The organism is Pseudomonas sp. GM84 (genome assembly GCF_000282535.1).
Taxonomy (GTDB): Bacteria; Pseudomonadota; Gammaproteobacteria; order Pseudomonadales; family Pseudomonadaceae; genus Aquipseudomonas.
This window is the reverse complement of record NZ_AKJC01000362.1, coordinates 1-10,771: the sequence shown is the minus strand read 5'-3', so window position 1 is coordinate 10,771 and position 10,771 is coordinate 1. Positions and strand designations below refer to the sequence as shown.

The following is a 10,771-nucleotide window of genomic DNA, read 5'->3' as shown; positions in this document are numbered from 1 at the left end:
GCTCCCACAGGTACAGCGTTGTGGGAGCCGGCTTGCCGGCGAAAGGGCCGCAAAGCGGCCCCCTGCGGTGTCAGCCCATGCACCGCGTCACATGTTTGACCGACAGATACCCCGACAACCCCCAAGGCCCGAGCTCTCGCCCGATCCCACTGCCCTTGGTGCCGCCCCACGACGTTTCGACGAACACCGCCTGCACCGAGTTGATCCACACATGCCCGACCTCCAGCGCATCGGCCACGCGCTCGGCGCGTTCCAGGTCGGCGGAGCAGACGGTGGCGACCAGGCCGAAGCGGCTGTCGTTGGCTTCGGCAATCGCTTGCGCTTCGGTCGAGAAGCGACGGGCGCACAGCACCGGGCCGAAGATCTCTTCGGTCCACAGGCGGCTGTCCACAGGCACGTCGGCATACAGCGTCGGGCTGACGAACCAGCCCTCGCGGTCCAGCGCCTTGCCACCGGCCAGGCACTGCAAACCCTCTTCGCGGGCCGTCGCGAAGTAGCTGGCAACCTTCAGCCATTGCGCCTGGCTGGTGAGCGGCCCCATGTCCACTTCTTCGCTCGATGGATTACCGACGCGCAGCTTTTCCAGTGCCTGCTGCAGACGGGGCAGCAGTGCATCGGCAATGCCGTCCTGCACCAGCAGGCGCGAGGTCGCCGAGCACATCTGTCCGGCATTCCAGGTGATGCCAGCGACGATCCACTCCACCGCCTGGTCCACGTCGCAGTCATCGAACACCACGATCGCCGACTTGCCACCCAGTTCCAGGGTCACCGGCCGGCACTGCGCCGAAGCACTGCGCATCACCTGGCTGCCAACGCTGTTGCTGCCGGTGAACGACAACTTGTCCAGGCCGTTGTGGCTGCTCAGGGCCGCGCCGGTCTCGGCCTTGCCGTTGACGATGTTCAGCACGCCGGCAGGCAGGCCCAGGGCGTCGGCGATCTGGCCGTAGGCCTGCTCGATCAGCGGGGTGACTTCCGAGGGCTTGAGCACCACGGTGCAGCCCGCGGCCAGGGCCGGGGCGAGTTTCCAGGCGCTGGTCACCAGCGGGAAGTTCCACGGCACGATCAGGCCGACCACGCCCACCGGTTCCAGGCGCGTGCGGGCAGTGAAGCCGGGAGCGGCCAGTGGCACTTCACGGTTCTTTTCCGGCAGTTGCTCGGCCAGCTCGGCGTAATAGGCGAAGGTGGCGATGGCGTCGTCCAGGTCGATTTCGGCCTCGTGGCGCGGCTTGCCGTTGTTGCGCATCTGCAGGGCGATCAGCGCTTCGCGGCGCTGGCCGAGTTGCTCGGCAAAGCCACGCAGAAAGGCCGCGCGGGTGGCTGCGCCGAGGTTTTTCCAGGACGGCAAGGCCTCGCGTGCAGCCGCCACGGCCTGGTCGACCTGGGCGACGCTGGCGGCCATCATCTCGGCGAAGGGCAGGCCCAGGGCCGGGTCGTTGACGCTGATGCAGTCGCTGCCTTGGCCTTCGACCCAGCGGCCAGCGATGTAGTGGGAAGTGGTCATGGTGGTATTCCAGTCAGGCCATTTCGGCGGTGGTCACCGGCATGTGCCGGGTGCTCTTGCAGCGCACCCAGCGCGGGCCATTGGGGCCATACACGCCAGCAGGTTCAGGGAACAGGTTGAGCAGCAGCAGGTACAGCACGCAGGCGATACCCAGGGTGACCGGCAGGCTCAGGTCGATGCCGCCGGCCAGGTCGCCCAGCGGGCCGACGAACTGCCCCGGCAGGTTGACGAAGCACAGGCCGACTGCCGCGCTGGGAATCCACGCGCCCATGCCGCGCCAGTTCCAGCCATGCAGGAACCAGTAGTGGCCACCGCGCTGGCCGCGGGTGAAGACCTGCAGGTCGTCGGCGTGGTAGAAGCCGCGGCGGGTGATGAGGCCGAGGATCATGATCACCATCCAGGGGCTTGTGCAGGTGATGATCAGCACCGCGAAGGTGGACACGCTCTGTACCAGGTTGAAGGTGAAGCGGCCGATGAAGATGAAACCGATGGCCAGCACGCCGATCAGCAGGGTGGCGCCGGCGCGGCTGAGCAGGCGCGGGAACACGCTGGACATGTCCAGCCCGGTGCCGTAGAGCGCGGTGGTCCCGGTAGACATGCCGCCGATCACTGCAATCAGGCACACCGGCAGGAAGAACCAGCTCGGCGCCACGGCCAGCAGGCCGCCGACGTAGTTGTTGGCGGCGATGTAGTCCGGTGCCTGGGTGGCCACCAGGGTGGCGGTGCACAGGCCGAACAGGAACGGAATCAGCGTGGCGGCCTGGGCGGCGATGACCGCCAGCATGATGCGTGCCTTGGGGGTCTGGCGCGGGATGTAGCGCGACCAGTCGCCGAGGAAGGCACCGAACGACACCGGGTTGCTCATGGCCAGGATCGCCGCACCGACGAACGCTGCCCAGAAGCCGGCCTGGCCGAGGTTGACGCTGCCGGCGAAGCCCGCGTCGAACGGCCCGGCGAAGGCGAAGATGCCCAGCAGGAACAGCAGGCTCGACGCCCAGACGGCGATCTTGTTGACCCACAGCATGAAGCGGAAGCCGAAGATGCACACCACCAGCACCAGCACGGCGAACAGGCCATAGGCCAGGCCCAGGGTCAGGTCGGTTTCCGGCAGCCCGGCCAGGCGCTTGGCGCCGCCAACCAGGGCATCGCCGGAACTCCACACCGACAGCGAAAAGAACGCCACGGCGGTCAGCAGCGACAGGAACGAGCCGACGATGCGCCCGTGTACGCCGAAGTGGGCACCGGACGACACGGCGTTGTTGGTGCCGTTGAGTGCACCGAACAGGCCCATGGGGGCGAGGATCAGCGCGCCCACGCCGACGCCGAGCAGAATCGCCCAGACCCCAGCCTGGAACGACAGCCCGAACAAGACCGGGAAGCTTCCCAATACGGCGGTGGCGAAGGTGTTGGCGCCGCCGAAGATCAGGCGGAACAGGTCCAGCGGGGAGGCGTCGCGTTGATCGTCGGGGATCTGTTCGACGCCATTGGTCTCGATACCGGTCGAGTGGCTCATGGTGATGCTCCAGCGCGTAGTTGTAGGCCGGTGCAGTGCACGGGCCCTATTGTGGGTGCGATGGCAGGGCGGCAGGGCCGCGTAAAAGGGTGGTCAGGCTGCGCTGACGACCGACAGGTGCTCGTGGCAGGCCAGCCAGCGTTCGCCCTGGCGGCGGAAGACGATGGTCTCGCGCTCGCTCAACTGGTGTTCCTCACCGGCGATGCGGATGTGCGTGGCGACATCGTGCATGAAGATCGCCACGTCACCTTGCAGGCTCACCTGGGTATTGCTCGACGCGCAGTCGAGCACGGCGAAGCCTTCGGCCTGCCATTGGGCCCAGAGGTCTTCGTAGGCGCGGCGCGACAGCAAGGGGTGCGGCAAGGTGTGGAAGAGGAAGGTGGCGTCTTCGCTGAAACAGGCGAAGTAGCGGGCGGTGTCGTTGCTGGCGAAGGCGGCTACGAGGTCGGCGGCGGCCTGCCGTACCTGGAGTGTCTGGTCCACGGGAGTGGCCTCACGGTTATTGTGATTGTGGTGAGCGATTCTGGTGGGGAGTGCGGAGGGGAAAAATCGCTGGGGGGAAATAATTAGTTCAGGAATTTGTGAAGTGAGCCGGAGGCTCGTCACAAGGGGGACTGGAGACGGCGACTTGTCGTTGGCAATTGGCCGGACCCTGCTGGCCCCTTCGCGGGACAAGCCCGCTCCCACAGGTGCCGCGCTGAATCCGAAAACCCTGGGATACCTGTGGGAGCGGGCTTGCCCCGCGAAGGGGCCGCCACCGTCATGTGACGTTGGCGCACTTATCAAAAATAATTTTTGATTTGGATTTTCAGACTTTCCGTACTTATATCGCGCGCTTATCTGGTTGACGCACGTCACGCAGCGCCTACAAGCGAAACGGCTACTCTTCGTGGATCGACCATAATGACTCTTCATTCGCTGTAAGGAGTACGTGATGTCCAAGACGCCCAGGAAGAAAGACCTCGATGCCGCTACGGAAAAGCTCGGTCGCAAGGCCTACGAGAATGAACTGAAAGACCTGCATGTCGAGCTCGTGAAGCTGCAGGAGTGGGTCGTGGCCAAGGGCCTCAAGGTGTGCATCGTGTTCGAAGGCCGCGACGGCGCCGGCAAGGGTGGCACCATCAAGGCCATCACCGAGCGCGTCAGCCCACGGGTGTTTCGCACGGTCGCGCTGCCCGCGCCGACCGAGCGTGAAAAGAGCCAGATGTACGCCCAGCGTTACCTCAACCACCTGCCGGCCGCAGGCGAAGTGGTGATCTTCGACCGCAGCTGGTACAACCGCGCCGGCGTCGAGCGGGTAATGGGCTTTTGCACGGAAGACCAGGCCGACAAGTTCCTGGCGGTGACGCCGTTGCTTGAGAAGCTGATGGTCGAGTCGGGGATCATCCTCCTCAAGTACTGGCTCGAAGTCAGCCCCGATGAACAGACCCGCCGCCTGCAGGACCGTATCAACGACGGCCGCAAGCTGTGGAAACTGTCGCCCATGGACCTCAAGTCGTACACCCGCTGGGACGATTACACCCGCGCCCGCGATGCCATGTTCGCCGCCTCGGATACCTCATGGGCACCCTGGTTCATGGCGCCCTCCGACGACAAGCGTCGTGCCCGACTCAACATCATCAGTCACCTTCTGACGCAAGTTCCGTACAAGGACATTACCCGCGAGGAGGTGGTGAAGCTGCCTAAACGCGGCAAGATCGGCAAATACAAGGCCGTGGACTACCCCTTCAAAGTTATCCCTGAACGCGTATGATGCGCCCCCTTCGAAAAACCTAGGGAGTCGCTTCCATGCCACATGATGGCAGCCTGTTACAGGCGACAGTCGTTTTTCTGTTGGCCGTGGTGCTTCTGGTACCACTGGCGCAACGGTTGAAAATGGGCGCGGTGCCAGGCTACCTGCTGGCCGGCATCCTCATTGGCCCATCGGTATTGGGTCTGCTGGGCAACCCGGACAACGTCGCACGCCTTTCGGAAATGGGCGTGGTGATGTTGTTGTTCGTGATTGGATTGGAGCTTTCGCCACGACGGCTGTGGACCATGCGCCGGGCGCTGTTCGGCATCGGTTCGCTGCAGGTGGGGCTTACCGCCGTGATGCTGGGTCTGCTGGCGTACTTTCTGTTCGATCAGTCCAAGGCGGCGGCGATTGTCCTGGGCGTGGGCCTGGCACTGTCGTCCACCGCCTTTGGCCTGCAGGTCCTGGCCGAGCGCAAGGACCTGAACAAGCCACACGGGCGCCTTGCGGTCGCCATCCTGCTGTTCCAGGACATCGCCGCTATCCCGCTGATTGCCGTGGTGCCGATGCTTGGCGGTGGTGCCAGTGTCGTCGATGAACGTAACTGGCCGATGCTGGCAGTGGCCGCGGGCATCGGTGTGGTGATCGTCTGTGGTCGTTATCTGTTGACCCCGGTGTTCAAGTGGACCGTCGGTTCCGGTCTGCCCGAGCTGTCCACGGCCATGGCATTGCTGGTGGTACTGGGCACCGCCTGGATCATGGAGCATGTGGGTGTGTCCATGGCGCTGGGCGCCTTCCTGGCGGGCGTATTGATGGCCGATTCGCCCTTCCGTCACGAACTGGAGACCCAGATCGAACCGATCAAGGGCCTGCTGCTCGGGCTCTTTTTCGTCGGCGTAGGGATGAGCGCTGACCTTAACCTGTTGTTTTCCATGCCCTGGGTCGTTCTGGGGCTGACCCTGCTGCTGGTCAGCATAAAGATGCCGGTGTTGTTTGCCCTGGGGCGCTTCGCTGGGGGGCTTAACCACCCCGAGGCGCTGTGCCTGGGCATCGTTCTGGCGTCTGGCGGCGAATTTGCCTTTGTAGTGTTCAAGCTGGCGCTCGATCACCAGGTGCTGACGCAGCAGGTGCACGATTTGCTGGTGCTCGCCATCACCCTGTCTATGGCAGTGGTGCCTCTGGTGATGTTGGGCCTGGCGCGTCAGTTACGGGACGGCACCAACGCTCAGCGTGCACCCGAAACCGGCGAGTGAACGACGCCCTATGGCGTCCTGAATGTTCGGAGATTGAACAATGCAACAAGGTTTGAAGTTGGACAGCGCCCTGTCACGGGGTTTGCTAGATGTGCTGATCAAGGCCGGGTTGATTGCCGCGCTGGTGATCTTCTCCTTCCAGGTGTTCCAGCCCTTTCTGGAACTGATGCTGTGGGCGGTGATCCTTGCGGTCACGCTGTACCCGCTGCAGCAGCGAATCAGACGCGGCACGGGCCTCAAGGACGGTTTTTCCGCGACCCTGGTGGTGCTGTTGATGCTGGTCGTGCTGCTGGTACCGATCTACCTGGTGGTGGTGTCCATCAGCGAGTCGGTGGAAAGCATGGTGACCCTGCTCAAGAGCGGCGCCTGGAGCGTGCCGACACCGCCTGACTCGGTCGCCAGCTGGCCGCTGATCGGGCCTAAGGTGCATGCCTTGTGGTTGTCGGCCTCCGAAAGCCTGGCGCCGGTGCTGAACAACATGATGCCTTACCTCAAGGGCGCCGGCCTGGGCATGCTGGGCGCGGCAGCCAGTGCGGGCGGTGCCTTCCTGCTGTTCATCGCGGCGGTCATCATCTCCGGGGTCATCATGGCCTTTGGCGTGCGCGGCGAGATCGCGGCGCAACGTATTGCCATGCGCGTTTCCGGTGAGGAGCGTGGCAAGCCGATCGCCAGATTGTGCACCGCGACCATTCGCGCAGTGGCCCAAGGGGTGATCGGCATCGCCTTCATCCAGATGCTGCTGATTGGCGTCGGTTTTGTGGTCAAGGGCGTGCCAGGGGCAGGGATGCTGGCCATCGCCGTGCTCATGCTGGGGATTGCCCAGGCCCCGGCGACCTTGATCACGCTGCCGGTGATCCTGTATGTCTTCCATGCCGACGGCTTCACCGCCGCGACCATCATCTTCGCCGTCTACACCTTCGTTGCCGGTCTCGCCGACAACGTGCTCAAGCCGCTGCTGCTGGGGCGCGGGGTGGATGTGCCGATGCCGGTGGTGCTGATCGGTGCCTTGGGCGGCATGGTGGTCAAGGGCATCATCGGCCTGTTCATCGGCCCGGTGATTCTCGGCGTGACCTACGTGCTGTTCTGGCAATGGGTCGCCCTGCAAGTGCCGGAAACCCCTGTTGAGCCGGACGCGTGAGACACTGCATCAAATGGCCTTTTGCCTGTAACGCCGTTAGCCTGCTCGCCCTGCTGGCAGGCTGCACCCAGGTCGGCCCGGACTTCAAGGCGCCGCAAGACCCTTGGTTGGCCGACTGGAACACACCGGTGCTGGAACAGGCCGGGCAGCGGGCGGCGACGCCCGACCTGCAACAGTGGTGGACGGTGTTCGCCGACCCGACGCTGGATGCACTGATTGCCGAAGCCGACGCGCACAACACCAACCTGCGGGTCGCCGGCCTGCGCATTGCCGAGGCGCGCGCGCAGTTGTCCATCGTCCAGACCGGACGTTATCCACAGCTGCAACAGATGCGTGCGCAAAGCCTGTACCTCAAGCAGGACCAGTCGGGCGCGCCCAGCGCCCGCGATTCGGTGTTCTGGCAGTCCAGCGTAGGCTTCGATATCGGTTGGGAAATCGACTTCTGGGGCCGCTTCAGCCGCGCCATCGAAAGCGCCGACGCTGCCTACTTCGCCTCCCAGGCCAACTACGCCGACGTCATGGTGCTGCTGCGCGCCCAGGTGGCCGATACCTACTTCGCCGTGCGCACCACCGAAGCACGGCTGGCCATTGCCGAAGAGAACGCCAAGCGCCAGGCTCGTAGCCTGGAAATCACCGAGCGGCTGTTCCGCCACGGCGAGAACGATGAGCTCGACTGGCAACAGGCGCGCACTCAGTACCTTGCGACCCAGGCCACCATCCCCGAGTTCGAGAATCAGCTCAATGCCTTGCGCAATGTGCTCAGCTCGCTGCTTGGCCGCCCGCCTGGGCCGTTCCCGGAGTTGCAGGCGCGCCACGGCCAGTTGCCGATGCCCGACCGGGCATTGCTCCAGGACGTGCCTGCCAACCTGTTGCTGCGCCGCCCGGATGTGCGCGCGGCCGAGCAGGCAGTGGCGGCGCAATCGGCCTTGGTCGGGGTCGCCGAAGCGGACCTTTATCCACAGCTGAGCCTGCTCGGCAGCATTGGCTGGAGTTTCCTTTCGGCCAATAACCTGCCCGACAGTTTCGACATCGCCGCCGGGCCCAGCATGATCTGGAACCCGTTCGACTACGGCCGGCGCAAGAACGCCGTGCGCGTGGAAGATGCGCGCCTGCAGCAACTGATCGAGCTGTACCACCAGGGCGTGCGCGAAGCGGCGCGCGAGGCCGACGATGCCGCCAGTGGCCTGGTGCGCTCGCTGCAAAGTGCCACCATCCGGCAGGACGCCTCCGAGGCTGCCCAGCGCTCACTTAACCTGGCCAGCTCGCAATACCGCGAAGGCTTCGCCGACTTCCAGCGTGTGCTCGATGCCCAGCAACTGTTGCTGCAGCAGCAGGATGGCTATCTGGTCAGTCGGGGCAATGCGGTAAGCGGCCTGGTGAATTTGTACAAGGCGTTGGGTGGGGGCTGGGATACCAAGCGCGCGCCCATCGACCGCGAAACGCGTCAGCAGATGCAGCAACGTACCGACTGGGGCGATCTGCTCGACGAACCTGAACAGGGTGAAACGCAATGAGCGAAGTAAAGAATGTGCCCGCTGCAGAGGCACAGGCACCCGATCGCGGCATTCACTGGGTGCTGTTGTTGATTGTCGTGAGCCTGGTCTGGTACCTGCTCGCCGACCGTTTCACGCCCTATACCCAGCAGGCTCGCCTGCAGGCCTACGTGGTCCCGGTGGCGCCCGAAGTGGCGGGGCAGGTCAAGCGTGTAGCCGTGGGCAACAACCAGGAAGTGCGTCGGGGCGATGTGCTGTTCGAGCTGGATCAGGATCAGTACCGCATCGCCCTGGCCCGTGCCGAGGCCGACCTCGATACCGTAAGGCGGCAGGTGGGTGCCAGTACGGCAGGCATCGATTCGGCCAAGGCCTCGCTGGTGGCGGCGCAGGCCAACGAGCGCAAGGCGCGCCAGGATGCCGAGCGGCTCAAGCGGCTGATCGAAGAAGACCCGGGCACGGTGTCGGTACGCCGTCTGGAAGGGGCGCAGGCCACCCGTGACCAGGCCATCAGCAAGGTGGCGGCGGCTCGCGCCGAAGTGGCACGGGCACGTGAACAGCAAGGGGGCGACGACGCCGACAACGCGCAATTGCGCAGTGCGGCAGCGAATGTGGAAAAGGCCCGCCTGGACCTCGCCCGCACGGTCGTGCGCGCCGACGCCAACGGGCTGATCACCGACCTGCGTACCGACGTTGGCCATTATGTCGGCGCCGGTACGCCGATGATGACCCTGATCGCCATCCATGATGTGTGGATCAGTGCCGACATGACCGAGAACAACCTGGGCCGACTGCGCCCTGGCGTGCCGGTGCTGGTGATCCTCGATGCCATGCCCGGTGAGGTGCTGAAGGGGCGGATCCGCAGCATCGGCTATGGCGTGAGCGTCGGCCAGGCTGCGCCCCCCGGCAGCCTGCCAACGGTGCAGAACAGCCGAGAGTGGCTGCGCTCGGCGCAACGCTTCCCGGTGATCGTCGAACTCGACGCCGACCAGTTGCAGGACAGGTCCGGGTTGCGTGTGGGCGGCCAGGCCGAAGTCATGGCCTTGCCCGGCGAGGGCAACCCGTTGAACCTGTTGGGCCGGATGTTCATGTGGCTGATGAGCTGGTTGGCCTATGCCTATTGAGTTGCGCCGCCTGCGGGCCTTGCGCCTGGCCTGGGGTGTAGCGCTGTGCCTGGCGGCGAGCTTTGGCCTGGGGCTGCCGGTGCCGATCCTGGCGCCGGTGTTCGCGGTATTGCTGCTGGCCATGCGCAGCACGCCGCTGCCGGTGCGCGCCGCACCGGCGCTGGCGGTGCTGGTGTTGCTCAGTTGCGGCAGTGGTCTGCTGTTGATTCCGCTGTTGCGTCATGCCCCGCTGAGCGGGGTGTTGCTGGTCGGCGTCGGGGTGTTTCTGGTGCTGCGTTACGCGCTCAAGGGCGGTAATGGCTTGCTGGCCAACCTGCTGGTGATCGGCTTGACCATGATCGCCGCGGCCGGCACCAGCGATTTCACCCTGGCGCTGTCGGTGGTCGAGGCTTTGGCCAAGGGCATGATGCTGGCGACGCTGGCGACTGCCGTGGCCCATGTGCTGTTCCCCGAGCCTGCCGATGCGCCTGCGCAACCCTCGCCACCACTGCTTCCCCCCGAGGCGGTCAGCTGGGTCGCCTTGCGCGCCACGTTGATCGTCATGCCGGCGTTCCTGCTGGCAATGATTGCCCCGGATCAGTTCATGCCGCTGATCATGAAGTCGGTGAGCCTGGGCCAGCAGGCCGAGGAAACCCGCGCCCGGCACGCCAGCCGCGAGCTGATCGGCTCGACCTTGCTGGCCGGGGTGCTGGCCATTCTGATGTGGGGGGCGTTGAGCCTGTTCGCGCACCTGTGGATGTTTTTCCTGTGGGTGCTGCTGTTCACCCTTTGGCAGGCGCGCCGGCTCTACCGCGTGGTGTTGACCCGGCACAGCCCGGGCTACTGGGTCAGTTGCCTGACCACCATGCTGATCCTGCTTGGCCAGTCGGTGCAGGACAGCGCCAACGGCCAGGACGTGTATGGCGCCTTTGCCGTGCGCATGGCGCTGTTCCTTGCGGTGTCGCTGTATGCCAGTGCCATGTTGACCTGGATCGATCGGCGCCGGGTTCGGGCTGCTTAGTTGTCTGTACCGGCCCTATC

Annotated in this window: 9 protein-coding genes; 6 read left to right on the top strand and 3 right to left on the bottom strand. The window is 64.9% G+C overall.

Annotated elements, in window-relative coordinates:
* Nucleotides 1-70: 70 nt before the first annotated feature.
* The 3 genes from PMI38_RS25660 to PMI38_RS25650 all read right to left on the bottom strand — a co-directional run bounded on the left by PMI38_RS25660 (nucleotide 71) and on the right by PMI38_RS25650 (nucleotide 3,497).
* Nucleotides 71-1,501: an aldehyde dehydrogenase family protein gene (locus PMI38_RS25660; RefSeq protein WP_008100896.1), complete on the bottom strand. Its 1,431-nt coding sequence runs from the start codon at nucleotides 1,499-1,501 to the stop codon at nucleotides 71-73.
* Between the two features lie 13 nt (nucleotides 1,502-1,514).
* Nucleotides 1,515-3,014, bottom strand: a complete 1,500-nt coding sequence (locus PMI38_RS25655) for a purine-cytosine permease family protein (RefSeq protein WP_008100894.1) — start codon at nucleotides 3,012-3,014, stop codon at nucleotides 1,515-1,517.
* Nucleotides 3,015-3,107: 93 nt separating this feature from the next.
* Complete coding sequence (locus tag PMI38_RS25650; protein WP_008100892.1) at nucleotides 3,108-3,497, bottom strand: YybH family protein; 390 nt, start codon at nucleotides 3,495-3,497, stop codon at nucleotides 3,108-3,110.
* 451 nt (nucleotides 3,498-3,948) lie between these two features.
* On the opposite strand from PMI38_RS25650, the gene ppk2 reads away from it, so the two are divergent.
* From ppk2 to PMI38_RS25620, 6 genes are read left to right on the top strand one after another with little or no spacing between them, the layout of a single operon-like run.
* A complete protein-coding gene (gene ppk2 / locus PMI38_RS25645) occupies nucleotides 3,949-4,767 on the top strand; it encodes a polyphosphate kinase 2 (protein WP_008100890.1) in 819 nt (272 codons plus the stop codon).
* A gap of 35 nt (nucleotides 4,768-4,802) precedes the next feature.
* Nucleotides 4,803-5,999, top strand: coding sequence for a monovalent cation:proton antiporter-2 (CPA2) family protein (locus PMI38_RS25640; protein WP_008100888.1), 1,197 nt, complete (start codon nucleotides 4,803-4,805; stop codon nucleotides 5,997-5,999).
* A gap of 40 nt (nucleotides 6,000-6,039) precedes the next feature.
* Nucleotides 6,040-7,137: an AI-2E family transporter gene (locus tag PMI38_RS25635; RefSeq protein ID WP_008100886.1), complete on the top strand. Its 1,098-nt coding sequence runs from the start codon at nucleotides 6,040-6,042 to the stop codon at nucleotides 7,135-7,137.
* Entirely contained in the window at nucleotides 7,134-8,651 is a 1,518-nt protein-coding gene (locus tag PMI38_RS25630; protein ID WP_008100884.1) for an efflux transporter outer membrane subunit, read from the top strand. The genes PMI38_RS25635 and PMI38_RS25630 overlap by 4 nt, the downstream gene beginning before the upstream one ends.
* On the top strand, nucleotides 8,648-9,751 hold the full coding sequence (locus PMI38_RS25625; protein ID WP_008100882.1) for an HlyD family secretion protein: 1,104 nt from the start codon (nucleotides 8,648-8,650) through the stop codon (nucleotides 9,749-9,751). Before PMI38_RS25630 ends, PMI38_RS25625 begins: the two co-directional genes overlap by 4 nt.
* Entirely contained in the window at nucleotides 9,741-10,751 is a 1,011-nt protein-coding gene (locus PMI38_RS25620) for a DUF2955 domain-containing protein (RefSeq protein WP_008100880.1), read from the top strand. The genes PMI38_RS25625 and PMI38_RS25620 overlap by 11 nt, the downstream gene beginning before the upstream one ends.
* The last annotated feature ends 20 nt before the right edge of the window (nucleotides 10,752-10,771 follow it).

Bases quoted from the DNA above. Each gene is read 5' to 3' on its own strand.
- PMI38_RS25620 (WP_008100880.1), top strand. From the start codon at position 9,741: ATGCCTATTGAGTTGCGCCGCCTGCGGGCCTTGCGCCTGGCCTGGGGT.
- PMI38_RS25655 (WP_008100894.1), bottom strand. From the start codon at position 3,014: ATGAGCCACTCGACCGGTATCGAGACCAATGGCGTCGAACAGATCCCC.
- PMI38_RS25625 (WP_008100882.1), top strand. From the start codon at position 8,648: ATGAGCGAAGTAAAGAATGTGCCCGCTGCAGAGGCACAGGCACCCGAT.
- PMI38_RS25660 (WP_008100896.1), bottom strand. From the start codon at position 1,501: ATGACCACTTCCCACTACATCGCTGGCCGCTGGGTCGAAGGCCAAGGC.
- PMI38_RS25635 (WP_008100886.1), top strand. From the start codon at position 6,040: ATGCAACAAGGTTTGAAGTTGGACAGCGCCCTGTCACGGGGTTTGCTA.
- PMI38_RS25640 (WP_008100888.1), top strand. From the start codon at position 4,803: ATGCCACATGATGGCAGCCTGTTACAGGCGACAGTCGTTTTTCTGTTG.
- ppk2 (WP_008100890.1), top strand. From the start codon at position 3,949: ATGTCCAAGACGCCCAGGAAGAAAGACCTCGATGCCGCTACGGAAAAG.